The 25,918-nt window shown below is 64.6% G+C and carries 22 protein-coding genes; 11 read left to right on the top strand and 11 right to left on the bottom strand.

What is annotated here, in order from left to right:
- Positions 1-639, top strand: a complete 639-nt coding sequence (locus IEW81_RS07700; protein WP_097059371.1) for a TIGR04282 family arsenosugar biosynthesis glycosyltransferase — start codon at positions 1-3, stop codon at positions 637-639.
- Positions 636-1,304, top strand: coding sequence for a class I SAM-dependent methyltransferase (locus IEW81_RS07695; RefSeq protein WP_097059370.1), 669 nt, complete (start codon positions 636-638; stop codon positions 1,302-1,304). The genes IEW81_RS07700 and IEW81_RS07695 overlap by 4 nt, the downstream gene beginning before the upstream one ends.
- On the opposite strand, the gene IEW81_RS07690 is transcribed toward IEW81_RS07695, so the two are convergent.
- A complete protein-coding gene (locus tag IEW81_RS07690) occupies positions 1,250-1,750 on the bottom strand; it encodes a hypothetical protein (RefSeq protein WP_097059369.1) in 501 nt (166 codons plus the stop codon). The two genes, IEW81_RS07695 and IEW81_RS07690, sit on opposite strands and share 55 nt — an antisense overlap.
- A complete protein-coding gene (locus tag IEW81_RS07685; RefSeq protein WP_229671299.1) occupies positions 1,747-3,033 on the bottom strand; it encodes a molybdopterin-dependent oxidoreductase in 1,287 nt (428 codons plus the stop codon). Before IEW81_RS07685 ends, IEW81_RS07690 begins: the two co-directional genes overlap by 4 nt.
- 79 nt (positions 3,034-3,112) lie before the next feature.
- On the opposite strand from IEW81_RS07685, the gene IEW81_RS07680 reads away from it, so the two are divergent.
- The 3 genes from IEW81_RS07680 (at position 3,113) to IEW81_RS07670 (ending at position 6,981) form a co-directional block, all read left to right on the top strand.
- Entirely contained in the window at positions 3,113-4,555 is a 1,443-nt protein-coding gene (locus IEW81_RS07680; protein WP_179691727.1) for a glycosyltransferase family 87 protein, read from the top strand.
- A gap of 90 nt (positions 4,556-4,645) precedes the next feature.
- Entirely contained in the window at positions 4,646-5,320 is a 675-nt protein-coding gene (locus IEW81_RS07675; protein WP_097059367.1) for a hypothetical protein, read from the top strand.
- A gap of 128 nt (positions 5,321-5,448) precedes the next feature.
- Entirely contained in the window at positions 5,449-6,981 is a 1,533-nt protein-coding gene (locus IEW81_RS07670) for a glycosyltransferase family 39 protein (protein ID WP_097059366.1), read from the top strand.
- A 13-nt stretch (positions 6,982-6,994) separates the two neighbouring features.
- On the opposite strand, the gene IEW81_RS07665 is transcribed toward IEW81_RS07670, so the two are convergent.
- Genes IEW81_RS07665 through metG form a run of 4 tightly spaced genes read right to left on the bottom strand, consistent with a single transcriptional unit; the run spans position 6,995 to position 11,284 of the window.
- Positions 6,995-7,927, bottom strand: a complete 933-nt coding sequence (locus tag IEW81_RS07665; protein ID WP_097059365.1) for a 4-(cytidine 5'-diphospho)-2-C-methyl-D-erythritol kinase — start codon at positions 7,925-7,927, stop codon at positions 6,995-6,997.
- 32 nt (positions 7,928-7,959) lie between these two features.
- Entirely contained in the window at positions 7,960-8,796 is an 837-nt protein-coding gene (gene rsmA, locus IEW81_RS07660; protein WP_097059364.1) for a 16S rRNA (adenine(1518)-N(6)/adenine(1519)-N(6))-dimethyltransferase RsmA, read from the bottom strand.
- The gene (locus IEW81_RS07655) at positions 8,793-9,719 is read right to left on the bottom strand and encodes a TatD family hydrolase (RefSeq protein WP_097059363.1); all 927 of its coding nucleotides are present in this window, start codon (positions 9,717-9,719) and stop codon (positions 8,793-8,795) included. The genes rsmA and IEW81_RS07655 overlap by 4 nt, the downstream gene beginning before the upstream one ends.
- Entirely contained in the window at positions 9,716-11,284 is a 1,569-nt protein-coding gene (gene metG / locus IEW81_RS07650; RefSeq protein WP_097059362.1) for a methionine--tRNA ligase, read from the bottom strand. Before metG ends, IEW81_RS07655 begins: the two co-directional genes overlap by 4 nt.
- A gap of 156 nt (positions 11,285-11,440) precedes the next feature.
- On the opposite strand from metG, the gene IEW81_RS07645 reads away from it, so the two are divergent.
- The 3 genes from IEW81_RS07645 to IEW81_RS07635 are packed head-to-tail and all read left to right on the top strand — an operon-like array spanning position 11,441 to position 14,494.
- Complete coding sequence (locus IEW81_RS07645) at positions 11,441-12,223, top strand: carbon-nitrogen hydrolase family protein (protein WP_097059361.1); 783 nt, start codon at positions 11,441-11,443, stop codon at positions 12,221-12,223.
- Between the two features lie 55 nt (positions 12,224-12,278).
- Entirely contained in the window at positions 12,279-13,733 is a 1,455-nt protein-coding gene (locus tag IEW81_RS07640; RefSeq protein WP_097059360.1) for an APC family permease, read from the top strand.
- Positions 13,734-13,753: 20 nt separating this feature from the next.
- Entirely contained in the window at positions 13,754-14,494 is a 741-nt protein-coding gene (locus IEW81_RS07635; protein WP_218839944.1) for a FadR/GntR family transcriptional regulator, read from the top strand.
- Positions 14,495-14,681: 187 nt separating this feature from the next.
- Here IEW81_RS07635 and rsmI read toward each other — a convergent pair whose 3' ends face one another.
- Positions 14,682-15,491 carry a 16S rRNA (cytidine(1402)-2'-O)-methyltransferase gene (rsmI, locus tag IEW81_RS07630; RefSeq protein WP_097059359.1) on the bottom strand — a complete coding sequence of 270 codons (810 nt, stop codon included), beginning with the start codon at positions 15,489-15,491 and terminating at the stop codon, positions 14,682-14,684.
- A 315-nt stretch (positions 15,492-15,806) separates the two neighbouring features.
- Between rsmI and IEW81_RS07625 the strand changes: the two genes are divergently transcribed.
- From IEW81_RS07625 to IEW81_RS07615, 3 genes are read left to right on the top strand one after another with little or no spacing between them, the layout of a single operon-like run.
- A complete protein-coding gene (locus IEW81_RS07625) occupies positions 15,807-17,363 on the top strand; it encodes a dolichyl-phosphate-mannose--protein mannosyltransferase (RefSeq protein ID WP_097059358.1) in 1,557 nt (518 codons plus the stop codon).
- Positions 17,364-17,422: 59 nt separating this feature from the next.
- Positions 17,423-18,712, top strand: a complete 1,290-nt coding sequence (locus IEW81_RS07620) for an O-acetylhomoserine aminocarboxypropyltransferase/cysteine synthase family protein (RefSeq protein ID WP_097059357.1) — start codon at positions 17,423-17,425, stop codon at positions 18,710-18,712.
- A 2-nt stretch (positions 18,713-18,714) separates the two neighbouring features.
- Entirely contained in the window at positions 18,715-19,287 is a 573-nt protein-coding gene (locus IEW81_RS07615; protein WP_097059356.1) for a CoA-binding protein, read from the top strand.
- Between the two features lie 15 nt (positions 19,288-19,302).
- Here IEW81_RS07615 and IEW81_RS07610 read toward each other — a convergent pair whose 3' ends face one another.
- The 4 genes from IEW81_RS07610 to IEW81_RS07595 form a co-directional block, all read right to left on the bottom strand.
- Positions 19,303-19,845 (bottom strand): hypothetical protein, encoded by a 543-nt coding sequence (locus IEW81_RS07610; RefSeq protein WP_143544602.1) that lies wholly within the window; start codon positions 19,843-19,845, stop codon positions 19,303-19,305.
- Between the two features lie 90 nt (positions 19,846-19,935).
- Positions 19,936-21,693, bottom strand: a complete 1,758-nt coding sequence (locus IEW81_RS07605) for an alkaline phosphatase (RefSeq protein ID WP_179691726.1) — start codon at positions 21,691-21,693, stop codon at positions 19,936-19,938.
- Positions 21,694-21,899: 206 nt separating this feature from the next.
- Positions 21,900-23,456: a chitinase gene (locus tag IEW81_RS07600; protein ID WP_179691725.1), complete on the bottom strand. Its 1,557-nt coding sequence runs from the start codon at positions 23,454-23,456 to the stop codon at positions 21,900-21,902.
- Positions 23,453-25,756, bottom strand: coding sequence for a glycosyltransferase family 2 protein (locus IEW81_RS07595; protein WP_097059354.1), 2,304 nt, complete (start codon positions 25,754-25,756; stop codon positions 23,453-23,455). Before IEW81_RS07595 ends, IEW81_RS07600 begins: the two co-directional genes overlap by 4 nt.
- Positions 25,757-25,918: the final 162 nt, after the last annotated feature.

The raw sequence follows: 25,918 nt of genomic DNA, 5'->3' as shown, positions 1-25,918 counted from the left end.
GTGACTACCCTCGTGCTGATCGCCAAAGAGCCGCTTCCCGGCAAGGCGAAGACCCGGCTGCACCCGCCGCTCACGCTCGAGCAGGCGGCGTCGCTGGCAGCAGCCGCGATCGACGACACCCTGCTCGCGATGCACTCGCTTCCCGCGACCCGCAGAATTCTGCTTTTCGAAGGCAACCGCTTGCCCGCGCGCTCCGAATCCTATGACGTGACTGGGCAAACAACCGGCACTCTCGACCTTCGCCTCGGCGCGATCTTCGACGAGTGCGATGAACCGATGCTGCTCATCGGAATGGATACTCCGCAGCTGACCTCCGACGACCTCGCTCCAGCTTTCGGCGGCTGGCCGCTCGATGAGAACGCCGACGTGGACGCCTGGTACGGTCCGGCCAGCGATGGCGGGTTCTGGGCGCTCGGTATGCGCGAACCCCGCGGCGACCTCATCCGAGGGGTCGAAATGTCACAGGATGACACCGGAGCGGCCCAGCTCGCACGACTGGACGAGGCCGGCCTGAAGGTGGGCACCCTCCCCACGCTCACCGACGTCGACACGATCGACTCGGCCCGCGAGGTAGCGGCACTAGCTCCGCACACTCTTTTCGCCCGCACCCTCCAGCAGTTCGAACGGGTGACCCCGTGAGCATCGCAACCACGACATTCGGTGCCGGTGGCGCCGAGCCGTACGCCAATGCACTTCGCGCCGGCGAACTGCTCTACCTGAGTGACACCCGTGCCCGCTCGACCACTCGCGTGACCATGGATGTGTCGCGCTGGAATGCCGACGCCGATGCTGCAGACCTCAGTCTGCTCTCGCGCGTAACCGGCCCCGTTCTCGACATCGGGTGCGGCCCAGGGAGAATGGTGCGCGCTGCCATGGATCTCGGCATGCATGCCGTCGGTATCGACGTATCTGCCGCCGCGCTGGAAATGGCGAGCAGCCTCGGCGGCTCGTTCTTCCGGGGATCGGTATTCGACCGCGTGCCCGGCGAGGGCATGTGGCAAACCACGCTGCTCGTCGATGGGAATGTGGGCATCGGCGGCGACATCCCCAACCTGCTGGCTCGCTGTCGCGAGCTTCTGGCGGCCACCGGTGAGATCGTCATCGAGCTCAACGCCGACCCCGACCATGAAGAGCACTACTTCGCCGAGGTCGCTGACTCGCACGGCAACCGCAGCGACTCATTCCCGTGGGCCGAGATAGGCCTCGACCGGTTGAGCCTGATGCTCGACCGCCTCGGGCTCCAGCTCGTTCAGTTTTGGGAGCTTGACGGGCGTGCGTTCTGCCGCCTCGCCAAAACCAGGTAAGCCGCGATCGCCGCAGCGGTCACGACCGCAAGGCCCGCGTAGAACGACACGAGGTTGAGGCCGTAGTCCAGCGGCAGGATCGACGTGTTAGCCGATCCGATGTCTTTCTTCAGGATCGCGGGAACGACGATCACAAAGAAGATCGCACCGATCGCGAGTGCACCCTGGATGATCGCGATGACCGCCAGCGGAATCTTGCGGGATGCCCTGCGCATCACGACGATCACACCGAAAATCACGAACGAAGCAATGCCGTCGTGGATCACAAGCGCGCCGAGGAACCAGATGGCGATACCGATGTAGTCCTTTGGTGCGACGTCGTTAAGCAGCGTGATCGCCCCGACCACGAGTAGCGCGATTCCGACGAGGATGAGCCCCGTCTGCCAGCGCCTCGTCACGGTCATCCGTCCGGCCAGGATCGGTTCTGGCGCTGTGGTGTTGCTCATGACATGACCTCCAGGGTGCTGAGCCATTTGGTTTGCAACACACCGGGCCGTGCCGGCGCGATCGCCCTGGCGGGATACCCATGGTCAATATCGAGGGGCTCACCCTCGAGGTCGAGCGCGATGAGGGTCAGGTCATCCCGAACGAATTCGGGCTGCATGGTGGTCTGGGCGTACGAGCTGTCCTGTTCGAGGCTCGTCAGTCTCACGGTCGACGACGGCTCGGCGCCCACGGCGGCGATGAGGTCTTTGAGCCTCGGGCCCTGCCAGGTGGCGTACTGGCTCCAGCCTTCGACGCAGGCAATCGGCAGCACCACCTCGTACTGGGTCATCGCTCGCAGGTCGTCGTAGCTGAATACCTTCGTGGATTCTCCGTTGCTGACGGTCAGCCGCCAGTCGGCCGAGGTTGCGGTCTCAAGCACTTTGGCGCGCTTCGCGGTGCGGTTCACCGGCAGGCCCTGCGGTCCGACATCGTTTTTGCGAGCACCGAACAGGTTCGTGGCATCGAATACGCGGAACGATTGCCCTGCCGTGAGGGTGACCAGGGCTGCGGATGCCACGGCGACGGTCGCGAAGAAGCCCCGGCGGCTGGTCTGCGGTCGCGGTGCGGGCGAGGAGTCGATCCACTGGAAGATCCGACCGGTGACCCCGGCGTACTGCCTCTTTCCGGTGAGTCGCTGCAGTTCATCCGGAGCGGCTGGATCGTCGACGACTTCGTGCCCGGCGATCTCGCCGTCTGCCGTGACGGCGTCTCGCTTGAGCCAATACCGGGAGATGATCGGCAGCTTGACCGCGATATGGATGGCCAGCGAGCCGATGATCACGAATGACAGGGCGTAGTGGGTCTGGCGGAACGCGAAGGGGAACAGCGCGTACCACTGGTAGGTGTTCAGCAGCCCGATGGTGATCTGCACGAGCGACGATGCCACGAACAGGGCGATGGACGCGCGCTCGAGGAAGTGCGGGAATGATCGCACCGGCGGCGACTGGAACAGCCCGGGGAAAACGGTGTAGAGCTTCGCGAAAAGCAACGGGAAGCAGATGATGCCGGCCGTGATGTGGATGCCCTGCGAGACCTGGTAGAGCCAGATCGGCCTGGTGAGAAACACCATGCCCGGCAGCGGCTCCTGGATGAAGTGGCTGTAGGTCCCGGTCGCGAAGCAGATGAGGAACGCGATGCCGAGCAGCCGGCCGATGACAACCGTGGCCCGCGGATTTCGCGACGGTGAGGCGAGTGAGTGCTGCGTCTGGTGCAGTAAGCGTTGAATTTGCCATTTCAGCAGCACGTGCGACCCCCTTTGGACGTGGATGACCCTATGTCTCATTATGGTTCGTAGCGCTCATGCGATCAGACAGGATGAACGGGTGCGAATTGTTCTGACCTCCCTGCTGCTGGCCGCGTCGGCCGTGGGCACAGCGCTGTCGATCACCGCGCTGCCCTACTATGACGATAAAACCGGTGACCTCGAACCGCTGGTCTACGTCACAGCCGGGCTCTGGATGTTGTTCGGCCTCTCCCTGCTGGCATCTAAGGGAGTTCGCACCCGCGCGGCGATCGTGCTCGTGCTCGTCGGCTCCGTGGCCATCGGCGGAGCGGCGATGGCGGGCCCTCCCAACACGAGCACGGACTCGGCACGGTACGCCTGGGACGGCATCGTGCAGAATGCTGGCATCTCGCCGTACGACTATGTGCCGGCCAACCCCGTGTTGACCAGCCTGCGAACAGAGTGGCTGTTTCCCACCCCTGTAGTGAAGGCCGACGGCGAGTTCGGCTGCGCGGGCCCGCGCATTATGACCGTGGAAGAGCCGAAGACCGGCGACATCATCTGCACAGCCATCAACAGGTCGAAGGTCACCACGATCTACCCGCCGGCCAGCGAGATCTTCTTCGCCGCCGTCAGGTTCGTCACGGGCCCGACACCCCAGTACTGGCCCATGCAGCTCGCCGGACTGCTGATCAGCCTCGGCACGACCGTGCTGCTGCTCAGGGCCCTCATTGCCCGCGGTCGCGACCCGCGCTGGGCTGCCCTGTGGGGGTGGTGCCCCCTCGTGGCCACCGAGGGCGTCACCAACTCCCACATCGACATCGTCGGCGCGATGTTCCTGCTGGTGGCGACACTGCTTATCTCTTCCCGTCGACCGCTGCTGGGCGGAATCGCGCTCGGCGTAGCGATCTCAGTCAAGCTCATCCCGGCGATCGGGTCGTTCGCGCTGCTGAAGCGCAACCCGTTCATCGTCATCCTGGGCGCGGTCGGCACCTTCGCTCTCCTCTATGTGCCATACATCCTGGCGAGCGGAATCGACGTGCTGGGCTATCTGCCCGGCTATCTCAGCGAGGAGGGCTACACCTCGGGCACCCGGTTCATCATGATCTCGCTGGTGGCACCGGGCTTCGCGGCACTCGTGGTCGCGGGCATCCTGATCCTGGTCACGGCGGCGCTCACCTGGTGGAAGTCGAATCCGGATGACCCGTGGCTCGGTCAGCTCGTCATGATCGGTGTGACCCTGCTCATCGTCACACCGCGCTACCCCTGGTACGCCCTGCTGCTCGTGCCCATGATCGTCATGACGGGACGCTGGGAGTGGCTGGCCGTGCCCCTCGCGCTGACGGAGCGACTGCTCATTCCATCGGTCGACCTCGCCCGGCTCACGGTCACCCTCGCGATCATCCTGATCGTCGCGATGACCATCCATCGGGCGGGCCCCGGCGCGCTCGCCCGGCTCGGAAAGGCGATCCGGCATCCCTTCGGCAGAGGAAAGACCCCGGAATTGCGCGGATCTTCATCCGCTTTTATAACGGAAACGTAACGGAACAGACTCATTCCAATCTGATTCGCGGTAGGGGCCCGAACCATCACCAGCACCAAGACAACCCACACCAAACAAAGGATTGAAACAATGCGCACGTTCTCGAAAGTAACTCTCGGACTCGCCACCGCCAGCCTCCTTGTTGCAGGCCTCGCCGGCTGCTCGGCTCCCGCAGCCGAGACCGAAGAGACCACCGCTCCTTCCGTTGAAGCCGACCCGGTGCCCCTGGCCTCGATCCCGGCCCTCGACGGTGTCGACACCGCCGTTGCTCTCGACCAGGGCTTCGTCGACGCTCTCACGAGCCTCGGCCTCACCCCCGGAGTGACCGGAACCGCGACGCTGGTCGACGGCTCGCTGCACTTCCCGATCACCGGCGGAAACGTCGACTACTACGACCCCAACGAGTCGTACCGTCCCTACGTCCAGGGCCTCATCAACCACGATGGCTCCGGCATCACGCTGACCGCTGGTGACATCGTCGTCGGCCTCAGCGACTTCGAGATCGACCCGGGCACCTCACGCCTCACCGGTACCGTCACCGCCAACGGTGCAGAGGTCGGCAAGGACATCTTCATCTTCAACCTCGACGGTTCAACCCTGAACCCGCTCGAGACCGACGCTGATGGAAACGCTGTGCTCCAGGGCACCACGGTCCTGATCAGCGCGGACGCCGCTGCGCTGCTGAACCAGACGTTCGGCACCGACGCTGTCACCGACAAGCTCGTCGTCGGCATCGCCACCATCACGGCCAAGGCTGCAGCGTAACCACAGCCCCCGCTTCACAGAAAGCCCCGCTGCGCTTCATGCGCAGCGGGGCTTTCCGCATTCCCCCCAAACAGCAGGACCCCCAAACAGTAAGGCCCGCACACGGTAAGGAAGGGTAGCCTGCAACAATGACCGCGACGATGGGCCGCGAGACGGTCAGACTGCCCTTGCTGCAACGACCGTTCGTCTCACCGCTGGCTGCAGGCCTCCTCGGGTTCGCGATCTCGATGATCGGCATCACGGTCCCCGGCCTCTGGTACGACGAGGCCGCCTCCGTCAGCTCGACGACGCGCAGCTGGCCGCAGCTGTGGGCGGAGCTCGGCAACGTCGATGCCGTGCACGCCCTGTACTACGCCATCCTGCACGTCATCTTCGACGTCGTCGGCTATTCGCCCCTGTCGCTCAGGATGCCCAGCGCCATCGCCGTGGGCATCGCCGCAGCCCTCGTGCTGATCCTCGGCCGCCAGCTCGGCAGACCGAGGCTCGCAGTCATCGCGGCAATCACCTTCTGCCTCATCCCCCGCGTCACGTGGATGGGGACCGAGGGCCGCTCCTACGCCCTCACCGCCACGCTCGCCGTGCTCGCGACGGTCGCACTGCTGCGCGCGGTTCGCGTGGGCACGCGCGCAGTCTGGATCGTCTACGGGGTCGTCGCAGTGCTGTCGGTGACACTATTCATCTACCTGGCTCTCGTGATCGTGGCACATGGCCTGACCGTAGCGTGGCTGGCTGGCGCCCGAACTCCGGCGTCACGCCGCGTGGCGCGGAACTGGCTGGTCTCGGCCGCAATCGCCGGGGCGGCGAGTATCCCGTTCGCCATCGAGGTCGTCAGCCAGAGCGGGCAGTTGTCATGGATCCCGCCACTCAGCGGCTCGACGATACGGGGAGTACTGCGCTCGCAGTGGTTCTATTCGGGCGTGTGGTTCGCCGTCGCATCCTGGGCGTTCATCGTGCTCGGTGTTGCCGTGCTGGTGCGCGGGCTGGTGCTCTCGCGCCGAAACCGAACCGACGATACCGCTCTCACCTTCCTCGCCGTGGTCATGCCGGCCCTCGTTGCACCGACCATCGCGCTGCTGCTCATCAGCGTCGTGCACCAGCCCGTCTACCAGCCGCGCTACCTCGCCATGTGCACTCCGTTCGTGGCGATCGCGATCGCCGCAGGCATCGACTCGATCCGCTGGCGGCCCGGCGCGATCATGGCCGTCGCCCTGCTCGCGGTGCTCGCCGTTCCGCAGATCATCGTGCAGCGTGAGCCCGAGTCGAAGGAGAGTTCGTCCTGGGCTCAGGTCGCCGACCTCATCGCCACCGAGCGGGCGGCAGACGGCCCCGGCAGCACGACGGCCATCATCTACGGAGAGCTCTGGGGCCACTCGAAAGCGACGACCAGGGTGATCGCGTACTCCTATCCTGAGCAGTTCGCTTCGACGGTGGATGTCACGATCCGCACCCCAGCGGCCGACACCGCCCAGCTTTGGGAGACACGTGCCCCCATCGCCGAGTGCCTCGACAGGCTGACCGGCACGGATGTCGCCTACCTGATCGCAAGCCCCACCCGTGACGTGCGGCCGGCGACCACCGCGGCTCTCGCCTCCATCGGCTGGCGAGTGACTGACGAGTGGAACTTCACCCGGGTCAACGTGCTGCGCTACATCCGCGACTGAGCGGTGCTGCGGATCAGGTGATGACGCGGGCGCCGTGCACAGGGCCGGTCGCCCGAACCACAGTGTGTCGTGCCGCGCCCAGCGCGATCTGCAGTTCGAGCGCAGAGTCGAGGTCAGCCGTCAGGAATGCGACGGTCGGCCCCGAGCCAGACACGATCCCCGCGAGAGCGCCGTTTTGCTCGCCCAGCTCGATGACAGAGGCCAGCGATGGTTCGAGGTGCAGGGCCGGGGCCTGGAGGTCGTTGTGAAGGCTCTCGGCGAGCATGTGTGGGTCCCCCGCCCGCAACGCCTGCAGCACGTTCGCGTCGACCGATGGTGCGATGGATACCGGGAAGATGTCCTGGGAGTGGCGGTCACGGTGCCGGTCCAACTCCCGGTAGACCTCCGGGGTCGACAGCCCGAAGTCCGCGAGCACGAGCACCCACTGGAAGGTTCCCTTGGCCAGTGCCGGGCTCAACTGGTCGCCGCGGCCCGTGCCGATGGCCGTGCCACCCGTCAACGAGAACGGCACGTCGGCGCCGAGTTCGCTCGCGAGTTCGAGCATCTCCTCCCGCGGGAGGCCGGTACCCCACAGGGTGTCGCAGGCGAGGAGGGTGGCCGCGGCATCCGCCGAACCACCGCCCATACCGCCCGCCACGGGAACGTGCTTGTCGATCTCGAGACGCACACCGCCGCGGAACGCCGTGCGGCGCGCGAGCAGTCGTGCGGCTTTGATGGCGATGTTGGAGCCGTCTGTCGGCACTCTGGAGAGCTCGACGGTTCCCGTCACCGATACCGAGAAGTCATCGGCGGGGTAGGCGCGAACATCCTCATAGAGGGAGACGGCCTGGTAGGCGATGGCGACATCGTGGTACCCGTCGTCGAGCAGGGAGCCGACTTTCAGGAACACGTTGATCTTGCCCGGCGCCCGAGTGTGCACCATGCTCGAACCTGGCCCGGAAGTCATACGACAAATCTAGCGCGCAACACGACGAACTCTCAGCCGCGAGCCCGGGCGACTGCGAGGAAGTCGGCCACAGTGAGTTCCTCGCCGCGGGCCGTGGGGGCGACACCCGCTGCCTCGAGGGTGGCTGACGCACCGATCGAGCCGCCCAGCACACCGGAGAGCGCCTGACGGAGCATCTTGCGCCGCTGCTGGAACGCGGCATCCACCAGTTCGAAGGTGGAGAGTCGCTCGGCTTCGGTTCCCGGCTGCTCGTGCCGATTGAACCGCACGAGGATCGAGTCGACGTTCGGCACCGGCCAGAACACCTGCCGGCTCACCTGGCCCGCGGTCGAGAAATCGCCGTACCAGGCGGCCTTCACGCTCGGGCTGCCGTAGATCTTCGATCCGGGGCCAGCGGCGACACGCTGGCCGACCTCGGCCTGCACCATCACGAGCCCGCGATCGATAGTCGGGAATCGCTCCAGAAAATGCAGCAGGACGGGCACGGACACGTTGTATGGCAGGTTCGCAACGAACACCGTCGGGTCGTTCGGCAACTCCGTGATCCGCAGTGCATCCTCGGTGATTACGATCAGCTCGGAATCGGGCTGGAATTTCGACACCGTGGCGGGCAGTTGGGTGGCCAGTCGCTTGTCGATCTCCACCGCCACGACCGAGGCGCCGGTGTCGAGCAGTCCGAGAGTCAGGGATCCGAGCCCGGGGCCGACCTCGACGACGGTCTCCCCGGCCATAACCCCCGCCGACTTGACGATACGCCTGACAGTGTTTGCGTCGATGACGAAATTCTGCCCGAGCTTCTTCGTGGGCTGGATGTCGAGCAGTTGGGCGAGCTCCCGAATCTCGACCGGCCCGAGCAACGCGCCGCTCACGCCAGGTCAGCGAACGGGCCGTCCGGCGCGGTCACAGGTTCAGCGTCCCAGCGGCCGTAGACCTCTTCCGTGGTCGACGTGACCTGCGCGGCGAGCATGGACACGTCGGTCTCGAGGTGAGCCGCCATCGCACGCAGCGTATACGGGATCAGGTACGGCGCATTCGGTCGACCTCGAAGCGGGTCGGGTGTGAGGTACGGGGCATCGGTTTCGATCAGGATGCGGCTGCGCGGGATCACGCTGAGCGCATCGCGCAGGCCGCCGGCGTTCTTGAACGTCACGGTGCCGGCAAATGACAGGTACCAGCCGTTGTCCGTGCAGAGTTTCGCCATCTCGGCGTCCCCGGAAAAGCAGTGAAACACCGTGCGCTCGGGTGCACCGACACGCCTGAGCGTCTCGATCACCTCAGCGTGAGCATCCCTGTCGTGGATCTGCAGCGCGAGGTTGTGGCGCTTGGCGATCTCGATGTGCGCCTCGAACGAACGGAACTGCGCATCCCGGCCATCCGCTCCGGTGCGGAAGAAGTCGAGCCCCGTCTCACCGATGGCGCGCACGCGCGGCCGCCCGGCGAGCTCGTCGATCTCGGCCAGGGCCGCGTCGAGGGTTCCCTCGGCGTCATACCGCGGCGCCTCGTTGGGGTGCAGCGCCACGGCTGCGAGAACGCGCGGTTCGACGCTCGCCACATCCGCCGACCATCGTGAGGTCTCGAGGTCGGTCCCGACCTGCACCACACCGCGCACACCGACACTGGATGCCCGGTCGAGGTGCTCGTGATAGTCGAGCTGCCCGTCCGGGCCGCCGTCCGAGATCTCGAGGTGGGTGTGGTTGTCGTAGGTGCCGACGACGAGCGCCTCAGGCAGCGGCGGATACTGAAGATCCCGGGGGCCCTCGGTCTGGCGATGCCGGAGGTGCGCTTCGCTCACGCGGCTCCTTCGGTGGCGGCCTGCTCGATACGCGGGAAGAGCGGGGCCGAAAGCGGCGTGACGCGTGAACCGGCGGTGAACTGCCACGCGCGGTCGACCCGCTGCTCGTCGACGCTCCCGGTTCCGCCGAGAGCCGCCCAGAGGGTGGATGTCGCCTTCGGGAGCACCGGTGACAGCAGCACGGTGAGCGTGCCGAGGCCGTGCACCACGGTCGCAAGCACCTGCGCGAGGCGATCGCGGTTCGCGGGATCCTTTGCGAGCGCCCACGGCTCATGCTCCGTGATGTAACCGTTCAATGCGTCCACGAGCTCCCAGATGCTCGCGAGAGCCTCGTTGATCGCGAAACGGTCGATCGCGGCATCCGCTGCCACCGTGACACGCTCGGCGAGTTCGGTGATCGATGCGTCTGCCGTGGCATCCGGAATCTGGCCGTCGAAATACTTGGTGACCATGGCAATCGTGCGCGACGCGAGGTTACCGAATCCGTTGGCGAGTTCCGACTGGTAGCGGGCGCTGAGGTCCTCCCAGCTGAACGAGCCATCCTGGCCGAACGTGATGGCGGAGAGGAAGTAGTAGCGGAACGCGTCGGAGCCGAAGGTGTCGGTGATCTGCGTTGGCGCGATGCCGGTCAGCTTCGATTTGCTCATCTTCTCGCCACCGACGAGCAACCAGCCGTGGCCGAACACGGCGCGCGGCACCTCGAGCCCCGCGGCCATGAGCATCGCGGGCCAGATAACGGCGTGGAAGCGGGCGATGTCTTTACCGACGATGTGCACGGCCGGCCAGCGACGCGCGAACAGCTCGTCGTCGACACCGTATCCCGCGGCGGTCACGTAGTTGAGCAACGCGTCGAACCAGACGTAGACGACGTGGGTGTCATCCCACGGAACCTTGATGCCCCAGTCGAAACTGGAGCGGGAAATCGACAGGTCGGCGAGACCCTGCTTCACGAACTGGATGATCTCGTTGCGCACGCTCGACGGCTGCACGAAGTCCGGCTGGCTCTCGTAGAGATCGAGAAGCGGCTTCTCGAAGGCGCTCATCCTGAAGAAATAGTTCTTCTCCTTGAGCACCTCGACCGGGCGACTATGGATCTTGCAGACCAGCTGGCCCGCGTAGTCGCCGTCGGTGGTCTCCATGAGGTCGTCAAGCTGCTTGTACTCCTCGCAACCGACGCAGTAGTAGCCCTCGTACTCGCCCGAATAGATATGGCCATCGTCGTAGAGCTTTTGCAGGAAGCTGGTGACGGCTTTCTCGTGTCGCTCGTCGGTGGTGCGGATGAAGTCGTCGTTGCGGATGTCGATCGTCTTCAGCAGCGGCTTCCACGCGTTCTCGACGAGGTTGTCAGCCCAGGCCTGCGGGGTGGTGTCGTTGGCGACGGCCGTACGCAGGATCTTCTGACCGTGCTCGTCGGTGCCGGTCAGCAACCACGTGTCGTCGCCTCGCTGCCGATGCCAGCGCGCGAGAACGTCAGCGGCCACCTCCGTGTACGCGTGCCCGATGTGGGGAACGTCGTTGACGTAGAAGATGGGCGTCGTGATGTAGAAGGAGTCGCCGGCGGCCATGGGTTAATCCTAAACGTCAGCGGGGAAGTTGGAGGGCGCGCTTGTCCCGCCAGACAAATCCCGCATGACAAATCCCGCACTAATCACTATATTCTCCGAATAGATCAACTTGATTCATTTAGATGTGCCCGCCCACGAGCAGCCCGGAGGACAGACATGCCCGTCACCATCGCAGGACTTCAACACGCCGGAGTTGCGGGCGATGTCGATGCCAACCTGCGGATCCTCGCCGAGGCGGCCGCAAGCGCGTCTCAACAGGGTGCTCGCATACTGGTGACCCCGGAGATGTTTGTGACGGGCTACAACATCGGCGAGAGGGTGGCCGAACTCGTGTCTCCCGAACTCGTCGACCGAGTCGCTGACATCGCCTCGACGGCTGGAATTGCGATCGTCGCAGGTCTCCCCGAGCTGCTGACGGACGGGAAGATCGCCAACACCCTCGTCGTGGTCGACTCGGATGGTGCCCTGCTGTTGAAGTATCGCAAAACCCACCTCTTCGGTGAGTTGGATCGCTCACTCTTCGTCGCCGGGGACGCCCTGCCCGACCCCATCGAGATCGACGGCGTGCTGCTCTCTTTCCTCATCTGCTACGACGTGGAGTTTCCCGAAACCGTCCGATTAGCCGCTCTCGCTGGAGCCGACGCCATCATCGTGCCGACCGCCCAGATGGAGCCCTACGGCCACATCGCCGAACATTTGATCCCTGTGCGCGCCTGGGAAAATCAGGTGTACATCGTCTATGTCAATCACGCCGGCTCAGAAAACGGACTCCGCTACGTCGGACTCAGCAGCATCGTCGATCCACGTGGTGCAACTCTCGCGTCAGTCGGGGGCACCGACAGCAGCGGTCTGATGATCGCGACGATAGACCCTGCTGTCACCGCCCAGGCGCGACAGGACAACCCCTATCTCGCGGATCGCCGCCCCGAGCTGTACTGACAACCCGCACCAGCCCGCTTCGCACCACTTCACTGCTGCACAGGAAAGGACTTTCATGACCACTCCATCCCTTGTCGAGGTCAAGCCTCGGCTTCAGGGCAATCTGGGAACAGGCGCCATCGTGTTCATGGTGATCGCCGCGGCTGCACCGCTCACCGTCATCGGAGGCAACGTACCCCTCGCGGTCGGCGTCGGCAACGGCGCGGGGGCACCGGTGGGATTCGCTCTGGCTGCGGTCATCCTGCTCGTATTTTCCGTCGGATTCGTCACCATGACTCCCTTCGTCACAGAGGCGGGGGCCTTCTTTTCCTATGTGACTGCGGGTCTCGGATCCCGAGCCGGGCTCGGAGCCGCGTTCACCGCACTCGTCGCGTATACCGCCATACAGGTTGCGGTGTACGGGTATGTGGGCTGGGCTGCGGATGATCTCGTAACCCACTTCGGCGGACCAGCACTGCCGTGGTGGCTGTACTCGTTCGCGACGATGGCCATCGTCGCTGTGCTCGGTTACCGCCACATTGAGCTCAGCGCGAAGGTGCTCGGGGTGGCTCTTGCGCTTGAGATTCTCGTCGTTATCGTGCTCGACCTCGTGATCTTCACCACTGGAGGAGCGAACGGACCCGCGCTCGAGACCTTCGATCCGGCGAACGTCTTCACCGGAAGCATCGGAGTCGCTGTGCTGTTCGCTCTCACTGGATTCATTGGCTTCGAGGCAACAGCGGTGTTCCGCGATGAAGCTCGCAATCCAGAGAAGACGATCCCGCGCGCCACCTACCTGGCAGTCACCATCATCGGGGCCTTCTACGCGATCTCCTGCTGGGCGCTGATCACCGGCGTCGGTGCGGATTCCGTCGTCACGGTGGCTCAGGCTACCCTCGCTGGCGAGGGGAACATGCTGCTCGACGTAACCGAGCAATATCTCGGAACCATCATGCGTGATGTCGTACAGGTGCTCCTCATCACGAGCCTCTTCGCGTGTGTCCTATCGTTCCACAACGTCATCGCGCGTTATCAGTTCAGCCTCGCCAATAAGGGTGTGCTGCCAGGACGACTCGGGGTGATCGATAAGAAGCACAACTCGCCGTCCGCTTCGTCAATCGTGCAAACTGTCACAGCAGCGGTAGTGCTGGGCATTCTTGCCGCCTCTGGCCTCGACCCGCTCGTCGGCGTATTCGGCTCAATGGCTGGCGTCGCAACCGTGGGGATGGTGATCCTTCTGCTCACGACATCCATCGCCGTGTTCGTATTCTTCGCCCGTCGACCTTCGGCGATCTCCGGGCGGATCTGGGGCTCCCGGGTGTTCCCGGTGCTTGCAATCATGGGGTTGTGCGTTGCCCTGTGGCTCGTGCTCTCCAATTTCACACTCGTCACGGGCGGCAGTGCATTCGTCAGCACGATTTTGGCGATCATCCCGGCCGTTGCTTTCGCGCTTGGTATTGTTCTCGGCAAGCGATTCAGGCTTGATCGCCACTCGGCTGATGATGTCGACGAGATGGATGCCAGCAGCTAGGTAAGCGGCATCCGGACCTTGTGGATCCTGACCGAACGAGGAGCGAGACTATCGACCTCTCGTCCCCAACCCTCGGCGCGATCCGCCGAACTTCCGCCGTTGATACCGTTCGCGCTCGGATCTGGCTCGCTGTGCACCTGGGGATGCTCTCGCCGGGCCAAAAGCTACCTTCCCCCGAAGAAACCGCCCATGCGTTCGACGTCGGCGAGATGACCGTGCGTCGCGCCTACCGAGCACTGGTGGATGAGGGTCTCGTCATTCGCCACCGGGGGCACAGCGGCGGAACATTCATCGCCGAGTCTCTGCCCGCCACGAGGGGTGCAGGTGTTGCCGCATATCAGGCCGATGTGAACCACGTCCACGGACTCATCGACCAACGTGCAACTCTCGAGGCAGGGTTGGCTACCCTGGCCAGCTCCAGACGCTCGGAGCAGAACCTCGCTGCATTGGCGGGCCTCGTCGACCGGATGAGAATCGCCTCAGACTGGGCAGAGTACCGCGATGCCGACGCGAAGTTCCATGCCGAACTCGCGTCAGCTTCTGGTGTTGCGGCAGCAGCGGCGCTGCACCACCGCATCTCCCATGAGCTCTACTCCTATTTCATTCCCTACCGGATCGACTACCTCCGAGCGTCCAATGACGAGCACGCGGCGCTGGTGGATGCCTTGACGACACAGGACGCGGCGCTATCCGGTCGACTGGCATTCGACCACGTCGCTCATCTGCACCAATCGATGTACGTGGGGCTGACGTCGACCTGATCCTCGGGCACACGGGGTGCCGCTGTGGGCCAGTCCCGCAAGCTGCCTGGCGAGGACTGGGTTCTTCAGACCCCAGCGAGCGGTCGGAGTCAGCGCCAGGGGCTAAAGGTGGAACCTGCGAGGGATGCCGGTGCCGCACCGCAAATGGCGGGGTCCCGCTGGAACGCGCCAGCCTGCACGACGCCCATCATTTGTTGGCGAGTGCACCCTCGTAGAGATCCCTGCGGCTCAGCCCCGTCGCCTCCGCGACCTCGGTCGCCGCCTCCTTCAGGCGCGAGCCCTCCGAGACGAGTTTCAGCACCTGCGTGATGCCTGTCGGCAGGTCGGATGTCGCGGGCTGCGCCCCCTCGACGACCAGGCAGATCTCCCCACGAGCGCCCTCCTTGAACTTCTCGGCCAACTCGGCGGCGGTGCCGCGGGCTACCTCCTCGTGCAGCTTCGTCAACTCGCGGCACACCACCACCCTGCGCTCAGCACCGAGCGCTGTCGCGAGGTCGGCAAGCGCGGCAGGTAACCGGTTGGGGCTTTCGAAGAAGACCATCGTGCGTTCCTCCCGCGCGAGCGTGCGGAAGTACACGACCCGTCCCTTGCGCGGCAGGAAGCCCTCGAAGCTGAAACGGTCGGTGGGTAATCCGGAGACGGCCAGGGCGGTCAGTACCGCGCTCGGCCCGGGCAGCGCCGTGACCGTGACCCCGGCGGAGGCTGCGGCGGCCACGAGGGGGAAGCCCGGGTCGCTGATGGCGGGCATCCCCGCGTCGCTGAGGACCAGGACATCCACCGATCTGGCGAGCTCCACGATCTCGGCGGCCTTCTCGGTCTCGTTGTGCTCGTGCAGCGCGATCAGCCGCGGGCGGTTCTCGATGCCGAGCGCGCGCATGAGGTGGATGGTGGTCCGGGTGTCTTCGCTCGCGATGACCTCAGCATTGGTGAGCGCTTCGATGAGCCGCCTCGATGCGTCGCCGAGGTTGCCGATCGGGGTTGCGGCGAGAATGATCACCCGCCCATTCTCCCAGCAGGCCCGCCACACACCTGCGCACCCGCCCCGCCGACTGCGGACTGCGGACTCCGACCTGCCACCTGCCACCGCCACCGCCACCCGTCCACCGCCACCGCCACTCGTCCACCCGTCCACCCGCCAAATGAAGGAGAAATCGGGACGGTGGCATTATTTGGCTCGCAAATCGGGGCTTACCGCGGAAATGTCCTTCATTTGGAAGGGGGGGGGAGGGAGGGGGGGACAGGAGGGAAGGAGGGAGGTCGGACCAGACAGGGTGTCGGGAGGGTGCAGCGCCCGACATTTATGATTACTGGGATGACCACCCGGGCCGCGAGCGACTTCGACGCCATCGTCGCGGGCACAGGCACCCGTATCGACGACTGGTGGCTGCGGCAGTCTGTCGCTGTCCGCCGGATGGTCAGCCGGGGTGCGCCGGCACTCGTGGTCGTGATCGCTGCGCTCACGCGACTGGTCGGCCTCGGGCATCCTGCATCGCTGGTCTTCGATGAGACCTTTTATGTGAAGGATGCCTGGACGCTCTTCAATCTCGGCTACGAGGGGTCGTGGCCCGCCGAGGCAAACACGCAGTTCAATGCCGGCAACACCGAGATTTTCACGTCCGCTCCCGCTTTCGTCGTGCATCCACCTCTCGGGAAATGGCTGATCGGGCTCGGCATGGGGTGGCTCGGGCCGGACAACCCAGTGGGCTGGCGCATAGCCACCGTGCTGGCTGGCATCGTCGCGGTTGTGCTGCTCATGGTCGTCGCGAAGATGTTGTTCCGCTCGACCCTGCTCGCCACGATCGCCGGCTTGCTGTTCGCGATCGATGGCAACGCGATCGTGATGAGCCGCGTGGCCCTGCTCGACAACTTCGTGATGCTGTTCGCGCTGCTCGGCTTCATCGCGATCCTGCTCGACCGGGGCTGGAGCAGAGCCAGGCTCGACCGCTGGCTGGAGCGCAAGGGCGGCGACTGGGGGCCTGCGATCTGGTGGAGACCGTGGCTCATTGCGGCAGGCGTCGCGTTCGGAGCGACGACGGCGGTCAAGTGGAACGGCCTCTACTTCCTGGCGGCACTCGCCATCTACACACTGGCGGTGGATGCCGTGGCCCGGCGCCAGGTCGGCATCCCGTTCTGGCTCAGCGGCACGATCTTCAAGCAGGGGCCCGTCAGCTTCCTGCTCATGGTCCCGGCTGCCGTCGCCACCTACCTCGTCAGCTGGACGGGCTGGTTCGTGACGTCGGGCGGATACTCCCGACAGTGGGCCGAAGGCGCGGGCAACGCGTGGACCGGCGCGCTCTCCTGGGTGCCGCTGAGCCTGCAGAGCTTCTGGCACTTCGAGGTGAGCGTCTACAACTACCACGTGGGCGAGATGCGCCCGCATCCCTACCAGGCGAACCCGCTCACCTGGCTGTTCCTCGTGCGGCCGACGAGCATGTACTACCAGGGGGATGGATCAGGCGGCGAATCCATCTCGGGCATCGCCAACCCGATCATCTGGTGGGCGGCAACGGCCGCGGCGCTCTACCTTGTCTATCGGCTGGTGCGCTTCCGGGAGTGGCGCGTCGGGCTGATCCTGGCAGCACTCGGCGCCGGATACCTGCCCTGGCTGCTGTACCTGAACCGCACCGTGTTCCAGTTCTACACGATCGCGTTCGAGCCGTACCTGATACTCGCGCTGGTGGCGGTGATCGGCATTCTGCTGGGCACGGCGCGGGATCCGAGCTGGCGGCGGCTCAGCGGCATCCGGATCGTCATCATCTTCCTTGCTGTCTCGATCGCGGTCGGAGTCTTCTTCTGGCCGATCTGGACGGGCATTCGGCTCGATTACCCCTGGCTCGCCGCACACTGGTGGCTGCCGACCTGGCGATAGCGTGGCCTCCTGTTACGCCGGCACAGCTTTTCCCGCCGCAGCTTCTGTAACCTGATCTCATGGCTGATCGTGACTATGGTTTCCGCACGCGTGCAATCCACGCTGGCAACATCCCCGACGCGGCGACCGGATCCCGCGCCCTACCGATCTACCAGACGAGCGCCTATGTCTTCGATGACACAGCGGATGCCGCGGCCCGCTTCGCCCTGCAGAAGTACGGCAACATCTACTCCCGGCTCGCGAACCCAACAGTCGCAAGCTTCGAGGAGCGCGTCGCCTCCCTCGAGGGCGGCCTCGGCGCCGTCGCCACCGGCAGCGGTCTCAGCGCACAGTTCATCACCTTCGCCTCGCTGGCAGGGGCCGGCGACCACATCGTCTCAAGCGCAAACCTCTACGGTGGCTCCATCACCCAGCTGGATGTCACGCTGCGCCGTTTCGGCGTCGACACCACGTTCGTACGCTCCTCCGACCCGGCAGACTATGCCGCGGCCATCACAGACAAGACGAAGATGATCTTCGCCGAGACCATCGCCAACCCCTCGGGCGAGATCGCCGACATCGAGGGACTCGCCGATGTCGCTCACGCCCACAACCTGCCGCTGATCATCGACTCGACGGTCGCCACCCCGTACCTGAATCGCCCGATCGAGTGGGGCGCAGACGTTGTCACCCACTCCGCCACCAAGTTCCTCGGAGGAGCCGGCACCACCCTCGGTGGCGTCGTCGTCGAGAGCGGCCGCTTCCACTGGGCCAACGAGCACTTCCCCCTGTTCGACCAGCCCGTGCCGAGCTACGGCGGGCTCAACTGGCATGGCAACTTCGGCGAATACGCGTTCCTCACCCGCCTGCGCGCCGAGCAGCTACGCGATATCGGCCCCGCACTCGCCCCCCACTCCGCCTGGTTGCTCGCGACCGGTGTCGAGACCCTCCCGTTCAGGATGCAGGCCCACGTCGACAACGCCCGCATCGTCGCCGAGTGGCTCGAAGCCGACCCGCGCATCGAGACCGTGTTCTGGGCGGGGCTCCCGGGGCATCCGCATTTCGAGCGGGCACAGAAGTACCTGCCCAAGGGCGCGGGATCCGTCTTCTCCTTCGTGGTGAAGGGCGGCCGCGCGGTCGGCCAGAAGTTCATCGAGAGCGTGACGCTGGCCAGCCATCTCGCGAACATCGGCGACGCGAAGACCCTGGTTATCCATCCGGCATCGACGACCCACGCCCAGCTCAACGAGCAGCAGTTGCTCGATGCCGGCGTTCTGCCCGGCGTCGTGCGGATCAGCGTTGGAATAGAAGACCCCGAAGACATTGTTGACGACATCGACCAGGCTTTGACCGAAGCGACGAAAGGCTGACGATGTCGACAACCGAAGTGCAGACCACCCAGCTCGCGAACGGGCTCACCTGCGAGCTGCCCGCGAACTCGCCGCTGGCGAAGCTGCTGAAGTCGCAGCGCACCTGGGTCGGCCCAGATGCGAAACAGCGGCTCGCCATCCTGCGCAAGTCGAAGTCGATCGCGATCGTGGGCGCATCCCCCAACGCCGCCCGCTCCAGCTACTTCGTCGGCACCTACCTGCAGCAGTCCAGCGATTACCGGGTGTACTTCGTGAACCCGAACGCCGACACGATCCTCGGCCAGAAGGCCTATCCGGATCTCGCGTCGCTACCTGAGGTGCCCGACATCGTCGACGTGTTCCGCAAGGCCAGCGACATCCCCGCCGTCATCGACGACGTGCTGGCGATCGGTGCGAAAACGGTCTGGGTGCAGCTCGGAATCTGGAATCAGGATGCCGCGATCTACGGTGAATCAAAGGGGCTGACGGTCGTCATGGACCGCTGCCTCAAGGTGGAGCACGCGAGGTTCCACGGCGGGCTGCACCTGCTCGGCTTCGACACCGGAGTCATCAGCTCGCGTCGGGCGATCCGCTAAACCCTCGGTTCGCGACTACTCGTTGACGAGGACGGGCACTCCGACGGCTGCTGAGGACGCCTGCCCAGCGATCGCCGCTGGCACGTCGATCCGGAACGCGACAGTCTCGTCAGGGATTTTCGACGCGTCGTCGGTTGTGCCGTGCTCGCTTTCGAGCACGAACCGACCTTCTCCGATCAGCGCCCCGGCGGAGTCGTAGAAGCCTGCGAGCACCTCCAGGTTGATCACCTCACTGACGTCGCTCGTGACGAGGATGCTCCCCGAGACGGTTGCGCCGTCGAAGGCGAGGTCATTCACCTCGAACCGGTCGTCGAATGGCCCTTCCGCCAACTGAACGGTTCCCGCATCCGGCGCGAGCCGGGCGATGGACAGGAGTTGCGGATCACCTGTCGGAGCTGTCAATCCGGGAAATTCGGTTTTAGCGACCGGTGCGGCAGCGCCTGCCGCGCCTCCGCCCGGCGTCGGGCCGTTAGAGAAACCGACGACCAGTGCAGCCACGACCGCGATGGCAGCCACGGCCGAGACCCCCGCAACTACCGCGATTCGAATGGATGACATCATCAGTTTCCCGTTCTTTCATTGCTTTTCGATGGATTCGCGGGCAGCGGGCCCGGAGCGTGTCCGAGCCCGCTGCCCGTGGTCACCGGGTTACGGCTGCGACGTGATCTCGAACGTGGCTCCCACGGCCTCGAGTAGTCGCTTCGTGTTCTCTGCGGTCGGCTGTGACACATCATCCAACAGAACGTATGGCAGCTTCTTGGAGAGGATCTCGCTGATCTCCTTCTCTGTCAGGTTCGTGATCGACTTGATCACGTCGACCAGTTGGCTGCGTCGCGGCCCGATAGCTGTCACGACCACGTCGTACTTCGTGCCTGCTGTCGGCGTTGCTGTCGCTGTCGGCGTCGCTGTCGGCGTCGCTGTCGCTGTCGGCTGTGTGGGAAGACGCAGCGCCCCGGTGACGATATCGAAGAGATCCGTGTTGTCGATGGTGCCGTTCAGTTTCGCCGAACCGGCGCCGTACGAGAAGATCGGGACGTCTGCGCCGGTGTGGTTGCCCGAAAGGTAGGTCAGCCAGAGTGAGGCCTGGGGCGAACCATCGATCACCGAGTCAGGGTCGTCGGCCGTACGGAACGTGGCTGGCGCGAAGTTCGTCGCGCTGGCCGATCCTGCTCCATTGACTGCACCGGATGAGCGAGCCGGGTCGAGCGCTCCGTTCTTCGGCCTGGACGGGGTCGAGTTGTTGGCGATGTTCCCGCTGTCGACGTTCACAGGAGGTGCCACGGCCTCGGCGTTGGCGTAGCTTCCCTTGCCGATGATGTTGAATCCGGCACACTCATGGTCGGCAGTGACGATCACGAGAGTGTTCCCGTCTTTCTCGGCGAACGCTTTCGCTACAGCTACTGCGTCATCGAAGGCCTTGATCTCTTCGAGTGTCTGCGCGGCGTCGTTGGCGTGGGAGCGTTTGTCGATGAGGGCTCCCTCGACCTGGAGGTAGAAGCCCTTCTTGCCGCCCTCCGCGAGCAGCGCGATGGCCTTGGTCGTCATCTCGGCAAGAGTCGGCTCCAGAGCTCCCGCAGAGCCCGGGTTGTCCTGCTTTGACTTCTCGACCGTCAGGTTGCCCTTGTTGAACAGCGCAAAGACCTTCCCGCTCGCTGACGCGGCAAGGTCTGCCTCGGTAGCCACGGTCTGGGTTGCAGGAGAGCCGAGCACGGCATACCCCTGCGCCTTGAGCGCGGTCTCGTCGTCTGCGTCGAAACGGCTCAGGCCGCCCCCGAAGATGACGTCGGCCGTGCCATTGCGGGCGATCTGGTCAGCGATCGGGGTGACCCTGACATCCGTGGTCGGCAGCGCGGTGCCGGTGATCTGCAGATCCTGGCATGACGACGCGGAATACAGCGGGCCCTGGCATCCACGAGCCAGTGCGTGGCTCATCTGGCCAGCCGGCGTCGCGTCGGTGACTTCGGATGTCGAGACGTTGCCGGTGCGCAGGCCCTGGTTCTTCGCCAGCTCCATCACGGTGGGTGTGACATTTCCCTTGGCATCGATGCCGAGGGCTGCATTGTACGACTTCACACCCGACGCCCACGCGGTGGCCGCCGAGGCGGAGTCTGTGACCAGGTTTGGCACGAAGTCTGCTTCTCCGGGCTGTCCGGAGTTCTTCTCGACCGCATAGGTGCGCACGGTACCGTGAACCGGCAACGACTCCATCGCCAGCGTCCCAGCAGCTCCCACAAAGCGCTGCCTCGCGGCGTCAACATGGGTCTGGCCCATGCCGTCCCCGAGAAGGTAGATGACGTTCTTCGCTTTCTCGTTGTCGGCTGTTGCGGCACCGACGGCCACGAGTGCTGACGACGCCACGACCAGTACGAGGGTGGCTGCGGCTAATCCCAGTTTCTTACGTTGCATGTTCGGTCTCCCGGGCGATGTTGAGGGGTGCCATACGGCGTCTACCCCCAAGAAGGGTACAAAGCCCGCCCAGTGTGTTGAGTGGCGATCCCGTGATATTCGGGAGAACAATCGATGAACGAGATCGACGCGATCCTCGCCGAACAGGCGCTCACATGTGACCGAGCTCCCGCGGAAGCTCGGTCACATCCAGGACTGCTCAGTGGTCAGCCCGCGAGACCCGCCGCGATACTCGCTACTTCGCTGGCCTTCAGCGGCACCCAGGGCGAGGCATCCGGGTCAGAGGAGGCGGCCTCGGGGCTGTCGCCCTGCGTCCACCACTTGGCCTGGAACGGCACACCGGAGAACAGCACGCGTGTGCCTTTTTCATACGCGACGCCCCCTTCCCAGTTTGAATAGGTGCCCTCGGGGAGGGTCGGTACGACAACGGGAGTCTCGCCCCGAAGCACCGGCCCGATGAGCGTCCACGGGGTCTCCCACTGGGCCAGCACCGGGCTGTCCGGCAGGTCGCCTCTCGTCCACCACTTCGCTTCGTACACGTTGCGGTGCCACACGATCTTGGTTCCCTGCAGGTATGACGACGATTCCGACCAGATCACGTAGGGGCTGGTGGCGGGGACGTCGAGGATTTTCTCAGGATCGACCGGCTCAGATGTGGTGACGTTCCCAGCGGCGCGGACGGCGCGTCCGTCAAACCCCGCGCTCAGCATGGTGGCGAATCGCACAGCACCCTGGTCGACACCGCTACAGGAGTCGGAGACCCTGGTCAGGTCGACGTAATTGGGCCCACAGCTCTGGTCGCGGTTCATCGACCACATCGACATGCGCCCCAGGCCATGCGTCACCGCGAAGGTGTTCAGGGCGACTGCATCATCGAGCGTGAAAATCTCTCCCTGGATGTCGTTCTGCCCGATCATCGGCGTCGCCCCGACCTTGTGCCAGATCGTCGCGTCCGTGAGGCTGATGCCGGCGCGGCTGTAGAGAGCCTTGAGCTGGCGGTGCGTCTGCTCGAGAGCGCTGATGGAGGCATCCGACATCGACTGCGTCTTCTCCCGGCTGTCTCCGAAGTCCATCGTCATGGCGTTGACGCCGCTGATGTCGACACCGGCGGCGAGCATCTGCGCCACGGCGGTGGTGCCGTCTTCCGTGAGACCGAAAGTGGCGGTCGGCAGTGTCAACCACACGGCGATGTCGTTGCCTGCTGCCCGATTCTCGGCCTGCAGTTCTGCCATCACCTGCGCCCGGCGTGCGCCCGCCCGCGTGTCTGCCAGGTCATCACCCTCGATATCGAGGTCGACGGTGGTGACGTCGTAGCGATCCAGGACGGCCGAATATGCTGCTTTGAGATCAGCCGGATCTGTGCACACCGAACTCAGTTCGCTGTTGTTCAGCCCGCCGAATGACACGGCCACCCCACCATCTTTCTGCTTGAGCCTGGCGATCCTGCGATCCAGGTCGAGGGCGACGGATGCCTCGTCGAGCGAGTACGCCGTGCCCCACGACGGCGCGCAGGAATCATCGGTGGCCGCGACGATGAATGACAGGATAACCTCGCGCCCCGAATCGTCAGCGGGGCTCTCGAACTCGAAAGTCGGTGTCGCCGTGGCGTCGACGTATCCCGCAAACCAGGGCTTCTCAGACCTTGTCGACTGGGTATCGCTCCACATGTCGTAGCCGTACGCCGTGCCGACACCGAGCCCTCCAAGGGCGACAACGGCCACGGCAACACGAAGGGGCGAAAGGCGCATTCCTGGGATGCTCATGAATTCGCTCCCTGCCGGTTGCGGCGCGATCCGCTTCGTGTGGCTCGCACGTGAGGGTTCTTGACGATTCGCGCATCCACGTCGCCGAGATAGAGCACCGTCGCCCAGTCGATCGGCGCCGTAGTCGGCGCGACAGTCGGCGCTGGTGTGGCCGAGGTGCGCACGGTGCGCTCGACGTAGAGCCATCGCGTCAGCCCGAGCCAGATGTCGACCAGCGATGCGCCGATGCCGATGTACGAGACGATCGCGGCCGCGGCCAGGATCGCATTGACACCGGCGAAGACAGCGTTACCCCAGTTTCCCGCGTTGACGTCGCGCCACAGGGTCAGCACCGAGAAAATCACTATCGCGTATGGCACCACGACATAGAGCAGCGGCGCCGCGGTGCGGTTGCGCACCTTTGGTGTGCGGGCAAACGGAATCTTCTTGCCTGTGATCGACTGCTCAACAGACTTCACCACGCCGGCCAGGTTGACGGGTAACAGGATCAGGTTGAACCCGTAGATCCTGAACACGTCGCTGTATTTGTAGCCGCAGTATTTGAGATCGCTGGCCATCGCCAGGAAGTACGGAAGTGCCGCGAGCAGCACTACCGGGCTGAGTAGCCGGCCATCATACGGATAGGCGAGAAGGAAGATCAGGCCGAAACTCGCCCAGGCAATCGAGGCCATGTAGTTGACCCTGAGGAGAATCTCGGTGACGGCCACCCGCTCACCGCGTGCACGGCGTTCGCGCACCTGCCGCCAGAGCTTGGGCATGATCAGGAGTCCACCGTTGGCCCACCGTCGACGCTGCACGACGAGCGATCCGAAGTCGGGCGGTGTTGCGCTGTAGCTGAGTCGCTCGGGATAGTTGGTGAGGGTCCAGCCGTGGGTGCCGAGGTCGACGCTCGACTCGGTGTCTTCGATGACCGTCCTGTCCTGGACATAGCGCCTGATAGCGAAGCCGCCGACAATCTCTTCCTCGACGATGTCGTCCAGTGCCCGCTTGCGGATCACCGCGTTGGCGCCGACCCAGAATGTCGCGTTGTGATACGACTTGCCCTGATGCAGGAGGTGCTGAAGGTCGGTGGTCGCGCCCGCGAGCCGTTCGATGCGAGTGGAGGCACCACGGAACGACGAGTACGGCGTTTGAGTGACGGCTACCCGCTCGCTGCCGGGCTGCTCCAGGAAGTAAACCAGGCGCAGGCAGTAGTCGCGCATCAGGATCGAGTCTGCGTCCAGCGTCAGCAGGTAGGTCGTGTCAGGGATGGCAAGATCCCAGCCGCTGCCGTCGTCGACGGCCCTGAGCACATCACCCGCCGGGGTCTTGACGATCACATATTTTGCGCCCATCAGGCCTATGTACGCGTTGAGGTTCATGGCCTTATTCGCCTCATGCGATACCGAGATGAACTTCTTGCGCTCGAATGTCGTCATCTGCACTGAGAAGATCCAGGCGAGCCTGCGGTACAGACGCAGCAGCTGATCGTGCTCGAACTCGGCTCCTGCCTCGTGTGCTGCCGAGAGCGCGGTCGAGACGATGTCGAGTTCAGACGCGAGCCCGCGCAGCACCTGGTTGATGAAAAACTCATCGACGTGGTCTTCGTTCTTTTCGTGCGCCGCCATGTTCTCCAGCCATTCGGCCGCCCAGGAGTAATGGCTGGCCAGTGCGAGCAACTGCTCTGCGTCGGTTTCCCATCCGAACTCGAAGCTCAGCAGCGCACTCGAGAATCGAGAAGCAGGCTCGGCGAGATCCTCCTGGATTCCCCGCGCAAGCAGTCGTGAAAGCTCGAGTTGCGCGGCTGCAGCCGGGTCGGACGGGTGCGGCGGGTCATCCAGCAGCAACACGACGCTGAGCGATGGATATTCCTGCAGCGCAGCTGACCACAGGGTCGCGCGTACGACCTCCGGCTCTTCGCTGTAGGAGGGGACTAACACTGTGATGCCATCGCAATGCCCATCGAAATGACGGTCGAGCTCGGCGCGGGGAACCCGCACATGGTTGCGAAAGCGCTGCAGTGCGCCCTGCCTGGCGACGAGGTACATCAGGGCCGAGAAGGTGAGGAACGTGACCACGACGACGTACGAGATGGCCTCGGTCGTGAACCGGAAGTTCTCTGGGCCGTTGTTGATGAACTGGCGAATGATGGTGTAGACGACATAGGTGAGCCAGAAGATCGCCGTGGCGATGATGGCCAGTCGGCCAGCGATCATTTTGCGGTCGCTGGGCCGTGGATGGAGTGAGGGCAGCGGCTCGGTGCGCTTTTCCGCACCCCACTGACGTTTTCGGGCGTGACTTAGGGGGGAATTAGAGCTCATGATCTCGGGTAATCCTTCGAACGCAGCGTCGAAGCTTCGGGTGCTTCGTCGGGGGCTGCATTTCCAGAATAGCCGCATCCGGGTTACCGGTATATCGGCCGTTAGGTGAACTCTAAGCATGAGCCTGTCCCCAGTTCAGGGGACACACTCACCAGCGGAGCG

Source organism: Salinibacterium xinjiangense (assembly GCF_014645015.1).
GTDB classification, from domain to species: Bacteria; Actinomycetota; Actinomycetes; order Actinomycetales; family Microbacteriaceae; genus Rhodoglobus; species Rhodoglobus xinjiangensis.
The sequence above is the reverse complement of the archived record's forward strand: the minus strand, read 5'-3'. Positions and strand labels throughout refer to the sequence as shown.